Raw genomic sequence first — 20,851 nt, 5'->3', positions numbered from 1 at the left:
ATCGAAGTCTTTACCCCGTCCGGGCTAGACCCCGACCCATTATTAAAGCCGGAACATGCCCCATGCGTTTTGTCCTGACCCTGCCCCTGATCGCCGCCAGCGCGCTGCCGCAGCCTGCCTTTGCGCAGGTCGCCGCCGCCGATAGTGGCGACACCGGCTGGATGATCCTGTGCGCGCTGCTGGTGCTGCTGGCCGCGCTGCCGGGACTGATGTTGCGCCATGCGGGCCTCGTCAATGTGCGCAACGCTTTGTCGGTGATGACGCAGGGCGCGGCGGTGGTGGCGGTCGTGTCGCTGACTTGGGCCATTGCGGGCTACTCGATCGCCTATGCACCGGGCAGCGCCTGGCTGGGTGGTGGCGCGAACCTGCTGCTCGCCAATCTGGGGCAGTTGCGGGAGGGGATGACCGTCCCTGAATCCGCCTTCGTCCTGTTCCAGATGGCACTGGCGCTGATCGCCGCCTGCCTGTTGATCGGCGCGGTGGCGGAGCGGGCGCGGCTTGGCTGGTTGGTCGGCTTTGCGCCGCTCTGGCTGTTGCTGGTCTATGCGCCGGTCGCCCATGCGGTGTGGGGCGGTGGCTGGCTGGCGGACCTTGGCGTGCTGGATTTTGCCGGTGGGCTGGTCGTGCATGGCGTGGCGGGTTTTTCCGCGCTGACGCTGGCTTTGATTGCCGGGCGGCGGCGCGAAGCCTCCGATCCTGGCCATGCGCCAGTGTTGAGCCTGGCGGGTGGCGCGCTGCTGTGGGTCGGCCTGTCGGGCGTGGTCGGTGGCTGGGCGCTTGGCGCGACCGACGATGCCGCGACCGCGATCCTCAACTATCATTTTGCCGCCTGCGCGGCCGCCTTGATCTGGGCCTTGCTCGACCGTCTGCTGGGCGCGCGCAGCAGCGCCACCGGCATCCTGTCCGGCGCGCTGGTAGGCATCGCCGCCATTTCTGCGAGCGCTGCGCTGGTCGGCACCGGCGGCGCGATGATGATCGGCGTCATCGCCGCGATCATCTGTCGCCTGATTGGTGGGCTGGCGGGTCGCTGGATCGACGATCCGGCCAGCATATTCGTCGTTCACGGACTGGGCGGCCTCACCGGCACCCTGCTGCTCCCCCTCTTCGTCTTGCCGCTGCTCGGCGGGGTCGGCTATGAAACGCCCGTCAGCCTGAGCGCCGCTTTGGTCAGCCAGTTGATCGGCCTTGCCGTCGTCGTGCTCTGGGCCATGGTCGGCACCGCCATCGCCGCGCTGATCGTGTCGATGGTCGTGCCGCTGCGCGTCAGCGCGCAGCAGGAAGCCGACGGCCTAGACGCCAGCCAGCATGGCCAGCAGGGCTGGGACTTCCGCTAAACGCCATGAGCGTCGCCGTCGCCATCTTCGCCCATCAGGAAGAAAAGCGCATCGCAGCCTGCCTTGGCTCGCTGCCGCTCGACCGGGCGGACACGATATTCCATGTGCTGGTCAATGGCACCACCGACGCCACCGTGGCGCGGGCGCAGGAAGCGGCGGGCGGACGCGCCAACGTTATCGTCCACGACATCGCCGTGGGCGGCAAGTCGCGCACCTGGAACCATCTGGTCCACAGCCTGCTGACCGGCGATGAGGCAGCCGTTATCTTCATGGATGGCGACGCGGAGATACAGGCCGGGTCGATCGACGCTTTGGTAGCGGACCTTGCCGCCCACCCTCATGCCAATGCCGCCGCCGGTATGCCGGTCAATGGCCGGATGGCGGACACCTATCGCCGCGATTTGCGCACGCAGGGCGGATTGTTCGGTGATCTCTATGCGCTGTCGGGGCGCTTCGTCGGCTCGATCCGCGCACGTGGCCTGCGCCTGCCCGACGATCTGATCGGTGACGATGGACTGGTCGCCGCCTGGGCGCATAATGATTTGCAGAAGGATAGCGGCTGGGATGTCACACGCATCGTCGCCTGCGAAGGCGCGGGCTTTGTGTGCGAACAGGTCAGCCTTACCCGCCCATCGACCTGGCGGATGCAGTATAAGAGGCTGATCAACTATTCGGTGCGCTTCTTCCAGAACCGGATCGTGTCGGACATAATGACCCAAGAGGGACCGGACGGCCTGCCCCCGCGCCTCGCCAGCCTCTACCCCGACTGGCTCCCCCGCTTCCGCCCGCGCGGCGGCATCAGCGCCTGGTTCGATCGCAAGGCACTGGCCCGGATGCGAAACGCGGTTTAACGATCCTTGCCCGCCAATTCCTTGTTCACGAACAAGGCAAAGCCGGTGACCACTGCACCCGACAGCAGATAGGCACCCGATGCGGCCAGCCCGAACTCCGCCGAAATCGCCAGTGCGACCAGCGGGGCAAAGCCCGCGCCCACCAGCCACGCCAGATCCGACGTCAGCGCCGATCCGGTATAGCGGGTCGCGGTGCGGAAATTGGAGGCGACCACGCCCGACGACTGGCCGAAGCTCAAGCCCAGCAGGATGAAGCCCAGCACCATGAAGGCGACCTCGCCCAGATCGCCGCCATTGAGCAGCAGCGGCGCGGCGACGGCAAAGAAACCGATGCCGACCGCCGAATAGCCGAGCAACCGGCGGCGGCCAATCATGTCCGCGACAAAGCCGGACACAATGATCGCCAGCACGCCGACACAGGCACCAATCGCCTCGATCACCAGAAAGCGCTCCAGCGGCTGGTCGGTATAGAGTGCGATCCATGACAGCGGGAACACGGTGACCATGTGGAACAGGGCGAAGCTGGCCAGCGGCGCGAAGGCACCGATGACGATGTTGCGCCCTTCGCTGCGGATGGTCGGGATGACCGGCGAAGGCTGGAGTTCGCGCGTCTCGTAGAGGCGCGCAAACTCCTCCGTCACGACGATGCGCAACCGGGCGAACAGCGCGACCACATTGATCGCGAACGCCACGAAAAAGGGATAGCGCCAGCCCCAGTCGAGGAAATCGGCAGGCGACAAGGTGGAGAGGAAGAAAGCGAACAGCCCCGCCGTCACGATCAACGCCAGCGGCGCTCCCAGTTGCGGCATCATCGCATACCAACCGCGCTTGCGCTGCGGCGCGTTGAGCGAGAGCAGCGACGCGAGGCCATCCCATGTGCCGCCCAGCGCCACGCCCTGCCCCGCGCGGAACAGCGCCAGCAGCAGGGCAGACCAGTGACCGATCGTCGCATAGCCCGGTAGGAACGCGATCGCCGCGGTCGATCCGCCGAGCAGGAACAAGGCGATGGTCAGCTTCACCCCTCGGCCATAGGCGCGATCCACCGCCATGAAGATGAACGACCCGATCGGCCGCGTGACGAAGGCCAGCGCGAAAATGGCGAAGGACCAGAGCGTCCCCATCAGCGGCGACAGATAGGGAAAGACATGGGCGGGAAAGACGATGCAGGATGCGATCGCATAAACGAAAAAGTCGAAAAATTCCGACGTCCGGCCGATGATGACGCCAATGGCGATCTCGCCGGGCGCGATCTTCTTGGCCCCTTGCGCATGAAGATTGCGCACGTCATGTTCCGCCTGCGTTTCGTTGGGCGTTGTCGTCGCGGATGTCATGGCGTGGAACGGGCCTTCATGCTGCGGGAACGATTGTCCGCCGCACTTCGTTGCACGGCGAATCATCGGCTTGTCAAATAGACCCATGCCCTATTTCGCAGTCGCACAGGGATAGGACAAAAGGTCCAATGTCGCCCCGGTAACTTCCTGACTAGACGGAGGCCATGATCGCTCGACCGCCCGCCAAAAGCCGCGCATTTCTGCGCCGATTCGCGCCCCTGCTGCTGCTGCCATTGGGGGCGTGCAACTGGGTGGTGATGGCCCCGTCCGGCGACGTTGCGATGCAACAACGCGATCTCATCCTGATCGCGACCGTGCTGATGCTGCTGATCGTGCTGCCGGTGATGGCGACTATCGCCTGGTTCGCGTGGAAATATCGGGCGAAGGCGCAGGCCGCCGATTATGATCCCGACTGGGACCATTCGACCAGCCTGGAACTGCTGATCTGGTCCGCGCCGCTGCTGATCATCATCGCGCTGGGGGCGGTCACCTGGACCAGCACCCATCTGCTCGATCCCTACCGCCCGATCGAGCGGCTGGATGCGCAGCGCAAGGTCGATCCGACCGCCAGGCGCTTGCAGGTGGAGGTTGTCGCGCTCGACTGGAAATGGCTGTTCATCTACCCTGAGCTTGGCATCGCGACGGTCAATGAACTGGCCGCGCCGGTCGACCAGCCGATCGAATTCAGGATCACCTCGGCGTCGATCATGAACAGCTTTTTCGTGCCGGCGCTGGCTGGGCAAATCTATGCCATGCCGGGGATGCAGACCAGCCTGCACGCAGTCGCCAACAAGCCCGGCAGCTTCGACGGCTTTTCCGCCAACTATTCGGGCGCTGGCTTTTCCAACATGCGCTTCAAATTCCACGCGATGGACCAAAGCGGCTTTGCTCAATGGGTCGCCCGCGTGAAGGCCAGCGGCAAGACGCTCGACCGCGTCACCTATGTGAAGCTGGAACAGCCGAGCGAAAAGGTGAAGCCGACCTATTTCGCCAGCGTCGAACCCCGCCTGTTCCACGCCGCGCTCAATATGTGCGTGCAGCCGGGCAAGCGCTGCATGGACGCGATCATGATGACCGACAGCCAAGGCGGCGCAGGCAAGGAATCGGCCCGCAACACCGCTGGCCTGCGCCATGACGGGACCATCGACGTGGGTGGCTATCACCCGGTCGAACCCGGCAAGAAGGGCGAGATCGCCCAGCCTGCAGGCATGACGCCAGCGGCAGAGCGCACCCCCGCCGAGCGCGGCAAACAGGCACCGGGGCAGCAGGATCATGAGGGGCATGATGGGCACTAGAAAACCCACCTCCGTTCGTGTCGAGCGTAGTCGAGACACATCATGCGCCGTGTCGGCGTTTCTCGACTTCGCTCGAAACGAACGGATGTTGTTAGCGAACACTCGCAGTTCGCGTCCCTCCCCCCTTTCAAGGCCGTAACGTCCATGTCCCCGCATCCCGCCTCCGAAAATAGCGGCATCTGGAAGCTGATCTTCGGTCGGCTCGACTGGAGTTCGCTCCCGCTGCATGAGCCGATCGTCGTCGGCACCTTCCTGATGGTCGCGCTGGGTGGCGCGGTGGTGTTGGGCCTCGTCACCAAATATCGGCTGTGGGGGACGTTGTGGCATGACTGGTTCACGACCGTGGACCATAAGCGCATCGGCATCATGTATATGATCCTGGGCCTCATCATGTTCCTGCGCGGCTTTGCCGACGCGATCATGATGCGGTTGCAGCAGGCGATGGCCTTCAACGGGTCCGAAGGCTATCTGAACGCCCATCATTACGACCAGATTTTCACCGCCCATGGCGTCATCATGATCTTCTTTGTCGCCATGCCGATGATCACCGGGATCATGAACTATATCGTCCCGCTGCAAATCGGCACGCGTGACGTCAGTTTCCCCTTCCTCAATAATTTCAGCTTCTGGATGACCACGGCGGGTGCCGTGATCGTCATGATGTCGCTGTTCGTGGGCGAATTTGCCCGCACCGGCTGGCTCGCTTACCCGCCTTTGTCGGGCATCGCTTACTCGCCAGGCGTCGGGGTCGACTATTATATCTGGGGGCTACAGATAGCGGGCATCGGCACGCTGCTATCGGGCGTCAACCTGATCGCGACCATCGTCAAGATGCGTGCGCCGGGCATGACGATGATGAAGCTGCCCATCTTCACCTGGACATCGCTCTGCGCCAACGTGCTGATCGTCGCCGCCTTCCCGGTGCTGACCGCCGTGCTGGCGCTGCTCAGCCTCGACCGTTATGTCGGCACCGCCTTCTTCACCAACGACATGGGCGGCAACCCCATGATGTATGTGAACCTGATCTGGATCTGGGGTCACCCGGAAGTCTATATCCTGATCCTGCCCTTGTTCGGCGTGTTCAGCGAGGTGACCTCCACCTTCTCGTCCAAGCGATTGTTCGGCTATTCGTCGATGGTTTACGCCACGATCGTCATCGCACTGCTTAGCTATCTGGTCTGGCTGCACCATTTCTTCACCATGGGATCGGGCGCCAGCGTCAACAGCTTCTTTGGCATCACGACGATGGTGATCTCGATTCCCACGGGGGCCAAGCTCTTCAACTGGCTCTTCACTATGTATCGTGGCCGCATCCGCTATGAATTGCCGATGATGTGGACGGTCGCCTTCATGCTGACCTTCACCGTGGGCGGCATGACCGGGGTGCTGCTCGCCGTCCCGCCCGCCGACTTCGTGCTGCACAACTCGCTGTTCCTGATCGCCCATTTCCACAATGTCATCATCGGCGGCGTCCTCTTCGGCCTGTTCGCGGCGATCAACTACTGGTGGCCCAAGGCATTCGGCTTCCGGCTGGAAACCACATGGGGCAAGCGCAGCTTCTGGCTGTGGGTCGTGGGTTTCTGGGTCGCCTTCATGCCGCTCTATGTGCTGGGCCTGATGGGCGTCACCCGCCGGATGCGCGTGTTCGATGACCCATCCTTACAAATCTGGTTCCAGATCGCGGCGCTGGGCGCGGTGATGATCGCGGCGGGCATCGCCTGCATGTTCATCCAGTTCGCAGTCAGCATCAAGAACCGCGACCAGTTGCGCGACACCACGGGCGATCCATGGGACGGCCGCACGCTCGAATGGGCGACCAGTTCGCCCCCGCCCGACTATAATTTCGCCTTCACCCCCGTCATCCATGATGGCGACGCCTGGGCAGACATGAAGAAGCGCGGCTATCAGCGTCCGCTGACCGGTTATGCCGCCATCCACATGCCGTCCAACACCGGCACCGGCATCATCATTGCGGGCCTGTCGGTCGCCTTCTCGGTCGGGATGATCTGGTACATGTGGTGGCTGGCGGGCCTGTCCTTCATCGCCATCCTGGCCGTCGCGATCGGGCATACCTTCAACTATAAGCGCGACTTCACCATCCCGAAGGATGTGGTCGAGCGTACCGAGGGCGAGCGCAGCGCGCTGCTCGCAACACAGGGCTAAGCATCATGGCCACACGATCCGCAATCGACCCCGCCTTCCTCGACAATGACGGCAAGCCCCTCTTCCATCTGGGCGAGGAGCCGCATCATCCCGAAGGGTCCAGCACAGCGCTGGGCTTCTGGATCTACCTGATGAGCGATTGCCTCATCTTCGCGTGCCTGTTTGCCACCTATGCCGTGCTGGGCGGCAATTATGCGGCGGGACCAGGGCCGCGCGATCTGTTCAACCTCAATCTCGTCGCGCTCAACACCGCGATGCTGCTCTTCTCGTCCATCACCTATGGCTTTGCCATGCTGGCGATGGAGAAGAACCGGGTCGGCGCGACACAGGCTTGGCTGGCGATCACCGGCCTGTTCGGCCTGGCGTTCCTCAGCATCGAACTCTACGAATTTGCGCATCTGATCCATGAAGGCGCGACGCCGCAGCGGTCGGGCTTCCTGTCCGCCTTCTTCGCGCTGGTCGGCACCCATGGGCTGCACGTCACCTTCGGCATCATCTGGCTGGTGACGCTGATGGTGCAGGTCGGCAAAAAGGGGCTGATCGCCGCCAACCAGCGCCGCCTGATGTGCCTTTCCATGTTCTGGCACTTCCTCGACGTCATCTGGATCGGCGTCTTTACCTTCGTCTATCTCATGGGGATGCTGCGATGAGCGCGCACGATCACGACACCCACGCAGGCAGCCATGGCACGATGGGCAGCTATTTGATCGGCTTTGGCCTGTCGGTGCTGCTGACCGCCATCCCCTTCTGGCTGGTCATGACTGGCTATTTTGCCAATCCGCAGGTTACTGCCTTCATCATCATGGGGTTCGCGGTGGTGCAGATCGTCGTTCACATGATCTACTTTCTGCACATGAACACCCGGTCTGAGGGTGGCTGGTCGATGATGGCGCTGATCTTCACGCTGGTATTGGTGGTCATCACCCTGTCCGGCTCCATGTGGGTCATGTATCATCTCAACGCTAATATGATGCCCCATATGGAGCATGATATGAGCCAGATGCCGTGACATCCCCGCGCCAGGGCCGGGCGGGCTTCCCGGTCGGCCTGACGCTGATCGCAGCCTTGCTGTTTGCGGGGCTGTGCGCATTGGGCGTGTGGCAGGTCGAGCGGCTGGCGTGGAAGCGTGACCTCATCGCCCGCGTCGATGCCCGCATCCACGCCGCGCCGGTCGCAGCGCCCGGCAGCGCCACGCAGGCCGACGAATATCGCCGCGTCAGCGCGACCGGCAGCTTCCTGCATGATCGCGCCACGCTGGTGCAGGCGTCCACCGTGCGCGGCCCCGGCTATTGGGTGCTGACCCCGCTGCGCCGCGCCGACGGCACGATCCTGCTCATCAATCGCGGCTTCGTGCCGCCCGACGCCCGCACCCGCTACGCCCGCCCGACCGGCACCGTCCGCGTCACCGGCCTGCTGCGCCTCACTGAACCGGGCGGCGGCTTCCTGCGGTCCAACGATCCCGCCGCCGACCGCTGGTATTCGCGCGACGTCGCCGCCATCGCCACCGCCCGCGCCCTGCCCGCCACGGCCAATTATTTCATCGACGCTGATGCCGCGCCGCAGCCCGACGCCCTGCCCGTCGGCGGCCTCACCGTCATCCGCTTCCCCAACAATCATCTTGTCTATGCGCTGACATGGTTCAGTCTGGCCGCCATGACCGCGGGCGCCTATATCCTCCTCATGCGCCAAAGCCGCCGCCCATGACCGCGCTCCTGCCGATAGCGACACGCTGGCTGCCCAGCCAGTGGCCCGCCGACGCCGCCGGGCGCAAGAATATGGCGCTGCTGGTGCAGTTGCGCTGGATCGCGCTGGCGGGCCAGGTCGCCACCATCCTGATCGTCCATTATGGCATGGGCATCCGCCTTCCGATGGCGGGGATGCTGGTCGTCCCCTGCATCGCGGCGGGGGTGAACCTCGCCAGCCTCGCCATCTTGCGGCGGCGCACCGACATCACCCATGCCGAACTCTTCCTGGCGCTGCTGTTCGACGTCCTCTCGCTCACCGCCCAACTCTATATGAGCGGCGGCGCGACCAATCCCTTCATCTCGCTCTATCTGCTCCAGGTCGCGCTGGGTGCGGTGCTGCTGCATCGGTGGAGCGTCTGGGGCATCGTCGCGGTGTCCGCCTTGTGCGCCGCGGGCCTCGCTTTCTTCTACCGCCCGCTGGACCTTAGCGAAACGCTGGAGGGTCGCCTGTTCGACCTCCACATCATCGGTACCTGGGTCTGCTTCACCATGATCGCGGTGCTGCTGGTGCTGTTCATGACCCGCGTGACCCGCAACCTTGCCGCGCGCGAAGCCTATCTGGCGCAATTGCGGCAACAGGCGGCGGAGGAGGAACATATCGTCCGCATGGGCCTGCTGGCGTCCGGGGCAGCCCACGAGCTTGGCACCCCCCTATCCTCGCTCGCGGTCGTGCTGGGCGACTGGCGGCACATGCCCGAAATCACCACCCATCCGGCGCTGGTCGAGGAGGTGGAGGAGATGCAGGCCGCCGTCACCCGGTGCAAGGCGATCCTGTCGGGCATATTGATGTCCGCAGGCGAAGCGCGCGGCGAAGCGCCACAGGTCACCAATGTCCGCGCCTTCATCGACTCCATGGCGCAGGGCTGGCGCACCGCCAATCCGGGGATGCCGCTGCGCTGCGACTTCGGCCCGCACGACTATCCCCGCATCGTCGCCGATCCCGTCATCCGCCAGGCGATCACCAACCTGCTCGACAATGCGCGGGAGGCGGGCGCGACCTATATAGACCTGCTGGTCGGGCGCGACAGCCAGTGGCTCAACATCGCCGTGCGCGACAATGGGCCGGGGTTTAGCGCCGACATGCTGGCCGATTTCGGCAAGCCCTATCGCTCCAGCAAGGGGCGGCAGGGCGGTGGGCTCGGCCTGTTCCTGGTCGTCAATGTGGTGCGCAAACTGGGCGGCAGCGTCAGCGCCAGCAATGGCGCGGACGGCGGCGCGCTGATCCTGCTGCGCCTGCCGCTCGGCACGCTGGCGATCGAGGAGGACAGGAATGACCGATAACCGTCTGCTCATGATTGTCGAGGATGACGACGCCTTCGCCAAAACCCTCAAACGCTCGTTCGAACGGCGCGGCTACACCGTGCTGATCGCCGACAGCGTGGAAATGGTCGCGATGCTGCTGGCCGATCATGATCCGGGCTACGCCGTCGTCGACCTGAAACTGGGCGGGCAATCGGGGCTGGTCTGCGTCGAGGCGCTCCACGCCCATGATCCCGACATGCTGATCGTGGTGCTGACCGGCTTTGCCAGCATCGCCACGGCGGTCGAGGCGATCAAGCTGGGCGCGACCAATTACCTCGCCAAACCGTCCAACAGCGACGATATCGAAGCCGCCTTCGCCCGGTCCGGCGGCGACACCGCCACCCCGCTTGCCCCCCGCCCGACATCGATCAAGACGCTGGAGTGGGAGCATATCCACGAAGCGCTGAAGGACAGCGAGTTCAACATCTCCGAAGCCGCCCGCCGCCTGGGGATGCACCGCCGCACCCTCGCCCGCAAACTCGCCAAGCGCCAGGTTGGTTGACGGGACTTTTCCGCCGTGGCAATGGGCGGTCGCACGCGGGTGTAGCTCAATGGTAGAGCAGCAGCTTCCCAAGCTGACGACGGGGGTTCGATTCCCCTCACCCGCTCCAAATCCTCCCAACTTCCTGAGCGCCCTACGTCGCGGCTTCCTCGTCCAGCCATAGGATGTTTGCGCCTGCACCCGGTAGAGCAGACCTTAATCCGGAAAATTGACAATCTTTGTCAATTTCTGCAAATTGGGACGCAAGAGGAGCGGCTTGTGGCGACGATGAACATATCCCTGCCGGACCCCATGAAGCATTGGGTCGAAGGTCAGGCGGAAACCGGGCGTTACAGCAACGCCAGCGACTATGTGCGCGACCTGATCCGCCGGGACCAGGAGCGCGCCATGAAGATTGCGCACATGCAGGCGCTTGTTGACGAAGGCAGGGCCAGCGGCATCAGCCCGCGCAATGTGGACGATATTTTCGCTGACGCAGCGGCGCGCGCGTAGGGATATTGATGCCTTCCTATACGCTGTCGAAAGCGGCGGAACGCGACCTCGCTGACATCGCAGCCTACAGCATCGAAACATTCGGGATTGAACAGGCGCTCGCCTATCGCGACGGGCTGATCAACTGCTTTACGTTTCTTGCCGAACATCCCAAATCCGCCCGCCTGCGCCACGAAATCAATCCGCCCGTGCGTGCGCGCCGGTTCCAGTCTCACCTCATCTTCTATGATGAGCAGCCCGATGGCGGCATCCTCATCCTGCGCGTCCGCCATGGCCGTGAGGACTGGCTGGATGGGGAGTAGGCTAAACCTGCATCGCCCCTCAATAAGGCGCATCCCCGTCCCGCGCCGGGATCGCACCCCGCCGGCCGATATTCCAGCCCGCCAGCCGATGCCCCGCCAGCGCCGCGTCCACCGGCGTCGCGCCTGCCAGCCGCGCGTGGAGATAGCCGCCGTTGAACGCATCGCCAGCCCCGCTGGAATCGATCACCGGCACCCTTTGCGGGATCGGCACGATGGTGCCATCGACCAGGCAGCCATCGCCGCCCAGCTTCACCACCACTTCGCGCCCCTCTCCCGCGCCCCAGCGGGCGGCGGCGTCCTGTGCGTCGTCGGCTGCGCCCATCTCCACCTCGTCCGCCAGCGTCGGCAGGCCCATGTCGCTCACGGCAATCGCCCGGTCGCGCCAGTGGCAGGCGGTCGCCGCGTCGCTCCACAGCCGGGCGCGATAATTGCCGTCGAAGGCGACCTTGCCGCCATTGACCCGCACCCTCGCGCACAGGTCCAGCAACGCCTCCCGCCCTGCGTCCGGCAGGATGGCGAGCGTGATCAGCGAGAAATAGAGCAGGTCGGATTGCGACGCCTGCGCCACCATCTCCGCGCTGCCGGGCAGGTCGAACATCCGCCGCGCCGCTGCCTCGCCGCGCCAGTAATGGAAGCTGCGCTCCCCGGTCGCGTCGGTCTCGATCGCGTAGAGGCCCGGCAACCGGTCAGCCGCGCGCAGCACCAGGCTGGTGTCGACCCCTTCCGCCTCCCACGCCGCGCACAGGTCCGCGCTCATCGGGTCCGCACCCAGGGCGCTGGCCAGCCGCACCGTGTCGCCCGATCGCGCCAGGTGGATCGCGGTGTTGATGACATCGCCGCCATAGCGCAGGTTCCAGCTGTCGCCGCTTCCCCGGCTCAGTTCCAGCATCGCTTCACCGATGACCGTGACATTCGCCTTTGCTACGCTGTTCATGCTGCATCCCGCTCCTTATGACACCGGTTTCGTGCGGAGTGACCGCGCGCAAGTCAAGCCGTCCGCCGTACGAAGTCCCGTTTTGCATCAATTGGGGAACATTTGGGTAACGACAGTGTTTTGCCTTTTAGGCAAGGACGCAACTGTTTCAACCGACGTCCGCCTTCGGGGAATTCATGATTAGCGCTGCGCCTGAAAGTCCCGACAACCGCTTTGAACTTCTGGTCCAGAGCGTCACCGATTACGCGATCTACATGATCGATCCCACCGGGATCGTCGTCAGCTGGAACGCGGGTGCGCGCCGGTTCAAGGGCTATGAGGCGGACGAGATTATCGGCCAGCATTTTTCCCGCTTCTACACGGCGGAGGATCAGGCGAGCGGCGTACCCGCCCTCGCCCTCTACACCGCCGACCATGACGGCCGGTTCGAGGCGGAGGGCTGGCGCGTGCGCAAGGACGACACGCATTTCTGGGCCAGCGTCGTCATCGATCCGATCCGTGATCCGCAAGGGCAATTGCTGGGTTTTGCCAAGATCACCCGCGACCTCACCGAACAGCGCGCCGCACGCGAAGCGCTGCGCCACAGCGAGGAACGCTTCCGCCTGCTGGTGGAGAGCGTCACCGACTATGCCATCTATATGCTGGACCCCATCGGCACGGTGACGAGCTGGAACCGGGGGGCCGAACGCTTCAAGGGCTATCGCGCCGACGAGATTGTCGGGCAAAATTTCGCCTGCTTCTATAGTGAGGACGACCGGATGGCCGGCCTCCCCTCCCGCGCGCTCCACACCGCTGAAACCGAGGGGCGGTTCGAGGCCGAAGGCTGGCGCATCCGCAAGGACGGCACCCGTTTCTGGGCTAATGTCGTGATCGATCCGATCCGTGACCCGCAAGGGCAATTGCTGGGCTTTGCCAAGATCACCCGCGACCTCACCGAACGGCGCGAATCGCAACGCGCGCTGGACGAGGCGCGCGATGCCATCATCCAGACGCAGAAGATGGACGCGATCGGCAAGCTGACCGGCGGGGTCGCGCATGATTTCAACAATCTGCTGGCGGTAATCGTCGGCAGTCTCGATCTGGCGCGGCAACGCATGGGCAGCGGCGCGGACATTAGCCGCTATCTCGACAATGCGATGGCTGCGGCAGAACGCGGCGCGACGCTGACGCAACGGATGCTGGCCTTTGCCCGCAAGCAGGAACTGAAACTGCAAAGCGTCGATTGCATCGGGCTGGTGCGCGACATGGCCGACCTGCTCCAGACGACGCTCGGGTCCGGAATCACTATCGAAACCCGCTTCCCCCTCGCCTTGGCCGCCGCCCATGCCGATCCCACGCAGCTGGAACTCGCGCTGCTGAACCTGGCGGTCAACGCCCGCGACGCGATGCCGGGTGGCGGGCTGATCATTGTCGAGGCGGCGGAAATCACGGTCGATAGCGGCGAGCGGCCCGATCTGGCAGCAGGCGCGTATATCCGCCTTGCCGTTACTGACGCTGGCGAAGGGATGGACGAAGCGACGCTGCAACGCGCGCGCGAACCCTTTTTCACCACTAAGGGCGTGGGCAAGGGCACCGGGCTTGGCCTGTCGATGGTCCATGGCTTTGCCCAGCAATGCGGAGGATCGCTGACCCTGTCGAGCGAGGTCGGGGTCGGCACCAGCGTCGCCCTGTGGCTGCCCGTCGCCAGCGCCGATGCGGTCGAGGCCGCCCCGGCGCGCAGCGAGGCGGTGGATGGCCTAGACACGCCGCTCGTCATCCTGGCGGTCGATGATGATGATCTGGTGCTGATGAACACGGCAGGGATGCTGGAGGATCTGGGCCATACCGTGTTTCAGGCCAGCAATGCCGTCGACGCGCTGCGCCTGCTGGAACAGGGCGCGGTCGATCTGGTGGTGACCGACCATGCGATGCCCGGCATGACCGGCGCGCAACTGGCCGACGCGATAGAGGCCTGTTTTCCTGGCCTGCCCGTCATCATCATCACCGGCTTTGCCGAACTGCCCCCCCACGCCAGCGCCCGCCCGCGCCTCGACAAGCCGTTCAAACAGGCCGAACTCGCCCGGATCGTCAAGGCCAGCCGGGCCTCGCGCGCCGCCGACAGGACTGTCCATGCTACCATTGCGCCGGGCGGCGATTGACGCTTTTGCCGATAGGGGCTTGCCAGCGGCCTGCACATCGCCAATGGGGCAAATATTCCAACAAAATCGCAGGATTACATGGACACGCCGTTTGCGCCCACCCCGACATCGCATTTCTTCACGTCGCTGCGCACCCGGCTCCATTATCTCGACTGGGGCAATCCGTCCGCACCCACGCTGATCCTGATCCATGGCGGGTTCGACCATGGGCGCAGCTGGGACTGGACGGCGCGCGCGCTGGCGAAGGATTATCATGTCGTCGCCCCCGACCTGCGCGGCCATGGCGACAGCGGCTGGTCCGCCGACGGCGCCTATATGATGACCAACTATGTCTATGATCTGGCGCAGCTGGTGGACCTGCTGGACCGGTCGCCGGTGACGATCGTCGCCCATTCGCTGGGCGGCTCGATCGCGCTGCGCTTTGCCGGGCTGTTCCCTGACAAGGTGCACAAGATCGTCGCGATCGAAGGGCTGGGCCTGTCCCCCGACCGGCTCCAGGAAAAGGCGGAGGAGACGGCCCCGGACGCCTGGCGCGCCTGGATCGAAACCCGCCGCGCCAGCGCCCGCCGCACCCCCAAACGCTATCCCACGATCGAGGCGGCGGTCGGGCGGATGCACGAACGCAACGAACATCTCTCCCTCGAACAGGCGCTGCACCTGACGATGCACGGCGTCAACCGCAATGAAGATGGCAGCTATAGCTGGAAATTCGACCCCTATCTCAACGGCATGGCGCCGCAGGCCGGATCGGACGACAGCCTTCCCGCTTTCTGGGCGCAGATCACCGCGCCGACCTTGCTATGCCTGGGGCTGGACAGCTGGGCCTCCAACCCGGTCAAGGACGGCCGCGCCGCCCACTTCACCAACGCCCGCCTGGTCGAATTTGCCGATGCGGGCCACTGGCTTCACCACGACCAGTTTGCGCGCTTCATCGCGGAATTGCGCGCCTTTTTGTGAGTTTACCCATCAGATAGCCAAACCAACCTCCGTTCGGGCTGAGCTTGTCGAAGCCTTGTTCTTCCCTTCAAGAAGGACGGCCCCCTTCGACCGCCTGTCAAGGCAGGCGCTCAGGACAGGCTTCGACAGGCTCAGGGCGAACGGTGTTGGGAGGCTGACAAAGTCGTCGGCAGCCTACGCCACAAACCCCGCCACCGCCGCGTCATATTCCGCCTTCAACCCCGCGATGAACGCGCCAGCAGGCTGCACCTTCGTAACCGCGCCGATCCCCTGCCCGCATCCCCACACATCGCGCCAGGCCTTCTTGTCGGTCATGGCGCTGGCGAAATCCATGTCCGCCGCCTTGGGCAGCGCGTCCGGATCCATGCCCGCCGCGACGATGCTGGGGCGCAGATAATTGCCGTGGACGCCGGTGAACACGTCGGAATAGACGATGTCGTCGGCATGGGCTTCGACGATCATCTGCTTGTAGGCGGCGTCGGCATTGGCCTCGCTCGTGGCGATGAAGGGTGATCCCATATAGGCCAGGTCCGCCCCCATCATCCGCGCCGCCGCGATCGAGCGGCCGGTGGCGATCGAGCCGGACAGGGCCAGCGGCCCGTCGAACCATTGGCGAATTTCCTGCACCAAAGCGAAGGGCGAGAGCGTCCCGGCATGGCCACCCGCCCCGGCCGCGACTGCGATCAGCCCGTCCGCGCCCTTCTCTATCGCCTTGCGCGCGAAGCGGTCGTTGATGATGTCATGCAGCACGATCCCGCCATAGCTGTGGATCGCCTCATTCACCTTTTCCTGCGCGCCGAGCGACGTGATGATGATCGGCACGCGATATTTGACGCACAGCGCCAGATCCTCCTCCAGCCGGGGATTGGTCTTGTGGACGATCAGGTTGACGGCAAAGGGGGCATCCTTGTCGGTCAGTTCCGCCTGAAGCCGTTGCAGCCAGCTTTCAAACACACCCGAAGGCCGGGCATTGAGCGAGGGGAAAGCGCCGACAATGCCCGCGCGGCACTGAGCGATGACCAGGTCTGGCTGCGATATGATGAACATGGGCGATCCGATCAGCGGCAACGACAAACGGCCTTGAAGCGATGTCGGCAGGGTCATGATCGCGGCTCTCCATATCTGTTCGCAATCCGCGCTATCATTCGCCGGGCCGCAGAAAAAGGCCAAATCTACTGTGTTGATGATATAATACAGTCGTGGTATGAAGGGACATAATCAACAGTCCGTTGGAGCTGGACGATGTATAGCGAGAGCGATCTACAGGATGCCGTAGCGGCCGGGGTGATCCCGGCACAAAGTGCGCAGGCGCTGCGCGACCATGTCGCCCGGTTGCGGTCCAGCCCGGTGGTGGATGAAGAATCCTTCCGCCTGCTGACCGGCTTCAACGATATTTTCGTTTCGATCGCTGGCGTCATCCTGCTGGTCGCGGTCGGCTGGCTGGGCAACAGTGTGCGGCTGGGCGCGGCGGAACATCATCCCTCGCTCATGTCGGGCCTGCTGGTCGCAGCGACCAGCTGGGGGCTGGCCGAATATTTCACCCGCCAGCGGCGCATGGCGCTGCCCTCCATCCTGCTGCTGGCAGGCTTTGTCGGCGGTGTCGCCTTTTCGCTTGGCGCGTTGGCAGCGCAATTCTTCCCCGATGCAGGGCATCGCGGCGGCGCGCTGATCCTGTCGGGCGTGGCCGCGTTCAGCGCCTTGGCGGCGTTCGCGCACTGGCGGCGCTTCATGGTGCCGATCACCGTGGCGGCGGGCGCAGGCGCAGCGGCGCTCGTCGTCGCCAGCCTCATCATTGCGGCAGTGCCTTTCAATCAGACACTGCCTTTCCTCCTGCTGCTCGCGGGAGGTCTGACCATCTTCGCCTTCGCCATGTGGTGGGATATGTCCGACCGCAGCCGCATCACCCGCCGGTCGGACGTCGCCTTCTGGCTGCATCTGACCGCCGCGCCGATGATCGCCCATTCGCTGTTCCATCTGCTGGGCGTGTTCGACGGCGATGACATCAGCGTGGCCAAGGCCGTGATGGTGATCGCCCTCTATGTCGCCTTTGGCCTGGTTGCCCTGGCGATCGACCGGCGCGCGCTGCTGGTCTCCAGCCTCGCTTATGTCCTGTTCGCCCTCTACGCCCTGTTCAAGCAGGCGGGCGCGGTCGAACTGTCCGCCGCATTCACCGCGCTGGTGATCGGCTCTTCGCTGCTGCTGCTGTCGGCGCTCTGGCACCATGCCCGCACGCTGGTGGTCAGCGGCCTGCCCCCGGTCCTGACCGACAAGCTGCCCTATCTGGACCGCGCACCGGCCTGATGGGGACGCTCGCGAAGGAAGTGGTGAACGGGTGGTGACGACTACCCCTCGACGATCCGCAACAATTTGCGCTCGACCGGGGCCAGGATGTTCTGCAACTCCTGGCCCCGCTTCAATATATGACCACCTTCGCCGACCAGCGCCCACATGCCCTGCCGGTTGCGTAGCGCCGGGCGCTTTTCGATGCGATATTCGGGGCGTTCGGCGGCGCGGCGGAATGCGCTGAAAATCGCGGCCTCCCGCCCCATATCCATCGCATAGTCGCGCCAGTGCCCGGCCGACACCATCCGACCATACAGGTCCATGATCCGCTGCAATTCCAGCCGGTCGAACCCGACCTGCCCCGCTCCATCCTTGGGAAACGGCGTCACATTGGACATCAGGCCCGGCCACGTTCCTTGAACAGCGACGTCTCATCATCGGGCAGCTTTGGCCGCTGCTGTTCCGCGATCAGCTCGGCCAGCCGCTTCTGCAACTGCTCGACCTCGCACTGGAGCAGTTCCAGCTTCTGCTTTTCCGGGTCGAAACAATCGGTGCAGGGGGTGCCATAGGGCATGAAGTCACGCTGATAGGCGGTCACGTCGACCAGCATCGCGCGCGCCGGGATGCCCACCATCGTCGCGCCCTCGGCCACATCCTTGGTCACCACCGCATTGGCCCCGACCCGCGCCCGCGCGCCGACCGTCACCGGCCCCAGCACCTGGGCGCCTGACCCGACGATGACACCATTGCCCAGCGTCGGGTGTCGCTTGCCCGCAATCCCATTGGCCGGATCGGTCCCGCCCAGTGTCACATTTTGGTACAGCGTGACATCGTCGCCAATCTCCGCCGTCTCGCCGACCACGGTAAAACCATGGTCGATGAAGAAACGCTTGCCGATTTTGGCACCCGGATGAATGTCGTTCCCGGTCAGGAAGCGCGACAAATGATTGACCGCCCGCGCCAGGAAAAAGAGCCGCGCCCGGTAGAGCCGATGCGCCACCCGGTGGAACGCCAGCGACCAAATGCCTGGATAAAGCAGGATTTCCGCTCTCGATCGGGGCGCGGGATCGCGCGACTTGACCGAATCAAGATAGGCAATGAGGTTGCGCACCATCCACATGTTCCCGAACGGGGCGCGCCTGTCCGCACGCCGCTGTTGCAAAATCGACCTCAACATAGCGTCCCAAGTCCGATTTTTCCAGAGACGGCGCTATTTCCCCTTTGCAACGCAAAATAGAAACTTGCTTGGCGGCCCCGGATAAGCCAATCATAGAGGTAGACAATCAGACCAGAGGCAACCGGATGATCGACGCTTTCACCGCCAATTTCGGCGAAATCCTGCCCTTCATCCTTGTCGGCTTTGGTGCCCAGATGGTCGATGGCGCGCTCGGCATGGCCTATGGCGTCATCTCCAGCACCCTGCTGCTCACACTCGGCGTGCCGCCCAGCCGCGCATCGGCCAGTGTCCATGTCGCTGAAACCTTCACCACCGCCGTTTCCGCGATCAGCCATATCCTGCACAAGAATGTGGACTGGAAGCTGTTTTCCAAACTCATCATCCCCGGCGTCATCGGCGGCGTGACCGGCGCCTATGTCCTGTCCAATATCGACGGCGCGGTCATCAAACCCTATATCCAGACCTATCTCGCGGGCATCGGCCTTTATCTGGTCTGGCGCGGCTTTCACCTGCCGCCCAAGCAGAAAGACCCCAATTGGGTTGCGCCGCTCGGCCTGGTCGGCGGGTTCATGGATGCGACCGGCGGTGGCGGCTGGGGTCCGATCGTGACGTCCAACCTGCTGTTGCAGGGGTCCAGCCCGCGCCATACGATCGGCACGGTCAATACGGTCGAATTTTTCCTGACCCTGTCGATCAGCATCACCTTCCTCATTCATCTGGGCTGGCAGGCCTTCACCACCTATACGCTCGGCCTGCTGATCGGCGGCGTCGCCGCGGCCCCGATCGGCGCGATGCTCGCCCGGCACATCCCGCCCCGCCTGCTGTTCACCGCGGTCGGCATCATCCTGACCATCACCTCGATGTTCGGCCTCGCCAAATTTCTTGGATATATCGGCTAAGGCACTTATATTCGGCTTTCTGATCGAGGAAGCCGATAGATGTCCAACTACATGCCTACCCTCAAACAGCTGCAATATCTGGTTGCGCTGAAGGAACAGGGTCATTTCGGCAAGGCCGCCGACAGCTGCTACGTCACCCAGTCCACCCTGTCGGCGGGCATCCGCGAGTTGGAGTCGCTGCTGGGCGTCACCCTGGTCGAGCGCACCCGCCGCGTCGTCCGCTTCACCGCGCTGGGCGATCGCATCGTGGAAAAGGCGCACCGGGTTTTGCGCGAGGCGGAGGAGCTTTCCGCCATCGCCGAAGCATCCGGCAAGCCGCTGTCGGGGGAACTGCGCATGAGCGTGATCCCGACCATTGCCCCCTTCCTCCTGCCGCGCCTCCTCCCCCGGCTGCGCGCCGACCGCCCCGAACTCAAACTCTATCTGCGCGAGGAAACAACATCGGCGGCGATCGAATCGTTGCGCCACGGCAATGTCGATTGCGTCCTGCTCGCCCTCCCCTTCCCGACGGGCGAACTGGAAAGCGAGATCCTCTTTCAGGACCGCCTCTATGTCGCCTTCCCGCGCGACGACCCGCGCGATCCGCCCGACTGGATCGGGCCGGAAATGATCGACGAGAGCAAATTATTGCTGCTGGAGGATGGTCATTGCCTCAAGGACCATGCGCTGGCCGCCTGCAACCGCCCCGAACTGCGCGCCAGCGCGATCATGATGGGGACGTCGCTGCACACGCTGATCCAGATGGTCGACAATGGCCTGGGCGTCACCATGCTGCCAGAAATGGCTATCACCAGCGGCATATTGGAACATACCCAGATTGTCGCCCGCCCCCTCCGCTCCGACCGCGCCTGGCGCGACATCGCCTTGGTCTGGCGCAAGAACAGTCCGCGCGAAAAGGAATTCCATCTCCTCGCCGGGATATTGCGCGAGGCTTCCGACCCTCCTGCGGTGATGGTGGAGGCGGCGTAGCGCCAAATCCTCGTCCGCAGGGCAGGGCTATCGCATATGAAACTACCCCCTCCTTCATCGTCATCCTGAATTTATTTCAGGATCCATTTCTCGTCTCCAACCGCAGCTTTTGGGGCATGATGGATGCTGAAACGAGTTCAGCATGACGTTGAAGGGATAACGGAACGTCATGCACAG

The 20,851-nt window shown here is 64.1% G+C and carries 21 protein-coding genes and 1 tRNA gene; 17 read left to right on the top strand and 5 right to left on the bottom strand.

All coding sequences use genetic code 11. From position 1 onward, the window contains the following. The first annotated feature begins 62 nt into the window (after positions 1 to 62). Positions 63 to 1,334 carry an ammonium transporter gene (locus KRZ98_RS01600; protein ID WP_217671938.1) on the top strand — a complete coding sequence of 424 codons (1,272 nt, stop codon included), beginning with the start codon at positions 63 to 65 and terminating at the stop codon, positions 1,332 to 1,334. 5 nt (positions 1,335 to 1,339) lie between these two features. Further along, on the top strand, positions 1,340 to 2,185 hold the full coding sequence (locus KRZ98_RS01595; protein ID WP_217671937.1) for a glycosyltransferase family A protein: 846 nt from the start codon (positions 1,340 to 1,342) through the stop codon (positions 2,183 to 2,185). Here KRZ98_RS01595 and KRZ98_RS01590 read toward each other — a convergent pair. After that, a complete protein-coding gene (locus KRZ98_RS01590) occupies positions 2,182 to 3,516 on the bottom strand; it encodes an MFS transporter (protein ID WP_217671936.1) in 1,335 nt (444 codons plus the stop codon). The two genes, KRZ98_RS01595 and KRZ98_RS01590, sit on opposite strands and share 4 nt — an antisense overlap. A 164-nt stretch (positions 3,517 to 3,680) precedes the next feature. Between KRZ98_RS01590 and cyoA the strand changes: the two genes are divergently transcribed. The 10 genes from cyoA (at position 3,681) to KRZ98_RS01540 (ending at position 11,317) form a co-directional block, all read left to right on the top strand. Continuing rightward, entirely contained in the window at positions 3,681 to 4,811 is a 1,131-nt protein-coding gene (gene cyoA / locus KRZ98_RS01585) for a ubiquinol oxidase subunit II (RefSeq protein WP_217671935.1), read from the top strand. Between the two features lie 144 nt (positions 4,812 to 4,955). Continuing rightward, positions 4,956 to 6,974, top strand: coding sequence for a cytochrome o ubiquinol oxidase subunit I (cyoB, locus tag KRZ98_RS01580; RefSeq protein WP_217671934.1), 2,019 nt, complete (start codon positions 4,956 to 4,958; stop codon positions 6,972 to 6,974). 5 nt (positions 6,975 to 6,979) lie between these two features. Continuing rightward, positions 6,980 to 7,624, top strand: coding sequence for a cytochrome o ubiquinol oxidase subunit III (gene cyoC, locus KRZ98_RS01575; RefSeq protein WP_217671933.1), 645 nt, complete (start codon positions 6,980 to 6,982; stop codon positions 7,622 to 7,624). Further along, positions 7,621 to 7,983, top strand: coding sequence for a cytochrome o ubiquinol oxidase subunit IV (cyoD, locus tag KRZ98_RS01570; RefSeq protein ID WP_217671932.1), 363 nt, complete (start codon positions 7,621 to 7,623; stop codon positions 7,981 to 7,983). The genes cyoC and cyoD overlap by 4 nt, the downstream gene beginning before the upstream one ends. Next, complete coding sequence (locus KRZ98_RS01565; RefSeq protein ID WP_217671931.1) at positions 7,980 to 8,678, top strand: SURF1 family protein; 699 nt, start codon at positions 7,980 to 7,982, stop codon at positions 8,676 to 8,678. Before cyoD ends, KRZ98_RS01565 begins: the two co-directional genes overlap by 4 nt. After that, the gene (locus KRZ98_RS01560; protein WP_217671930.1) at positions 8,675 to 10,000 is read left to right on the top strand and encodes an ATP-binding protein; all 1,326 of its coding nucleotides are present in this window, start codon (positions 8,675 to 8,677) and stop codon (positions 9,998 to 10,000) included. Before KRZ98_RS01565 ends, KRZ98_RS01560 begins: the two co-directional genes overlap by 4 nt. After that, positions 9,990 to 10,523: a response regulator transcription factor gene (locus KRZ98_RS01555; RefSeq protein WP_217671928.1), complete on the top strand. Its 534-nt coding sequence runs from the start codon at positions 9,990 to 9,992 to the stop codon at positions 10,521 to 10,523. Before KRZ98_RS01560 ends, KRZ98_RS01555 begins: the two co-directional genes overlap by 11 nt. 35 nt (positions 10,524 to 10,558) lie before the next feature. Beyond that, positions 10,559 to 10,632: transfer RNA gene (locus KRZ98_RS01550), tRNA-Gly, on the top strand. A gap of 149 nt (positions 10,633 to 10,781) precedes the next feature. After that, positions 10,782 to 11,015, top strand: a complete 234-nt coding sequence (locus KRZ98_RS01545) for a type II toxin-antitoxin system ParD family antitoxin (RefSeq protein ID WP_217671926.1) — start codon at positions 10,782 to 10,784, stop codon at positions 11,013 to 11,015. A gap of 8 nt (positions 11,016 to 11,023) precedes the next feature. Then, on the top strand, positions 11,024 to 11,317 hold the full coding sequence (locus KRZ98_RS01540) for a type II toxin-antitoxin system RelE/ParE family toxin (protein WP_217671925.1): 294 nt from the start codon (positions 11,024 to 11,026) through the stop codon (positions 11,315 to 11,317). Between the two features lie 19 nt (positions 11,318 to 11,336). Here the strand turns inward: KRZ98_RS01540 and KRZ98_RS01535 are convergent, their stop codons facing one another. Continuing rightward, a complete protein-coding gene (locus KRZ98_RS01535; RefSeq protein ID WP_217671923.1) occupies positions 11,337 to 12,251 on the bottom strand; it encodes a sugar kinase in 915 nt (304 codons plus the stop codon). Between the two features lie 176 nt (positions 12,252 to 12,427). On the opposite strand from KRZ98_RS01535, the gene KRZ98_RS01530 reads away from it, so the two are divergent. Together KRZ98_RS01530 and KRZ98_RS01525 are read left to right on the top strand one after the other, a co-directional pair. Then, a complete protein-coding gene (locus KRZ98_RS01530) occupies positions 12,428 to 14,389 on the top strand; it encodes a PAS domain-containing sensor histidine kinase (protein ID WP_217671921.1) in 1,962 nt (653 codons plus the stop codon). Positions 14,390 to 14,467: 78 nt separating this feature from the next. Then, the gene (locus KRZ98_RS01525; RefSeq protein ID WP_217671920.1) at positions 14,468 to 15,346 is read left to right on the top strand and encodes an alpha/beta fold hydrolase; all 879 of its coding nucleotides are present in this window, start codon (positions 14,468 to 14,470) and stop codon (positions 15,344 to 15,346) included. Between the two features lie 174 nt (positions 15,347 to 15,520). Here the strand turns inward: KRZ98_RS01525 and KRZ98_RS01520 are convergent, their stop codons facing one another. Then, on the bottom strand, positions 15,521 to 16,450 hold the full coding sequence (locus KRZ98_RS01520) for a nitronate monooxygenase family protein (protein ID WP_217671918.1): 930 nt from the start codon (positions 16,448 to 16,450) through the stop codon (positions 15,521 to 15,523). Positions 16,451 to 16,588: 138 nt separating this feature from the next. Here KRZ98_RS01520 and KRZ98_RS01515 point away from each other — a divergent pair, with 138 nt between their 5' ends. Then, positions 16,589 to 17,647: a hypothetical protein gene (locus KRZ98_RS01515; protein ID WP_217671916.1), complete on the top strand. Its 1,059-nt coding sequence runs from the start codon at positions 16,589 to 16,591 to the stop codon at positions 17,645 to 17,647. A 41-nt stretch (positions 17,648 to 17,688) separates the two neighbouring features. Here KRZ98_RS01515 and KRZ98_RS01510 read toward each other — a convergent pair whose 3' ends face one another. After that, entirely contained in the window at positions 17,689 to 18,027 is a 339-nt protein-coding gene (locus KRZ98_RS01510) for a DUF2794 domain-containing protein (RefSeq protein ID WP_217671915.1), read from the bottom strand. Beyond that, positions 18,027 to 18,743 carry a serine O-acetyltransferase EpsC gene (epsC, locus tag KRZ98_RS01505; protein WP_217671914.1) on the bottom strand — a complete coding sequence of 239 codons (717 nt, stop codon included), beginning with the start codon at positions 18,741 to 18,743 and terminating at the stop codon, positions 18,027 to 18,029. The genes KRZ98_RS01510 and epsC overlap by 1 nt, the downstream gene beginning before the upstream one ends. 188 nt (positions 18,744 to 18,931) lie before the next feature. Between epsC and KRZ98_RS01500 the strand changes: the two genes are divergently transcribed. Both KRZ98_RS01500 and KRZ98_RS01495 read left to right on the top strand, forming a co-directional pair. Then, on the top strand, positions 18,932 to 19,705 hold the full coding sequence (locus KRZ98_RS01500; protein ID WP_217671912.1) for a sulfite exporter TauE/SafE family protein: 774 nt from the start codon (positions 18,932 to 18,934) through the stop codon (positions 19,703 to 19,705). 39 nt (positions 19,706 to 19,744) lie between these two features. Continuing rightward, positions 19,745 to 20,674 (top strand): hydrogen peroxide-inducible genes activator, encoded by a 930-nt coding sequence (locus KRZ98_RS01495; protein WP_217671910.1) that lies wholly within the window; start codon positions 19,745 to 19,747, stop codon positions 20,672 to 20,674. Positions 20,675 to 20,851: the final 177 nt, after the last annotated feature.

The sequence above is a fragment of the Sphingobium sp. AS12 genome, from assembly GCF_019097845.1.
GTDB lineage: Bacteria > Pseudomonadota > Alphaproteobacteria > Sphingomonadales > Sphingomonadaceae > Sphingobium.
The sequence above is the reverse complement of the archived record's forward strand: the minus strand, read 5'-3'. Positions and strand labels throughout refer to the sequence as shown.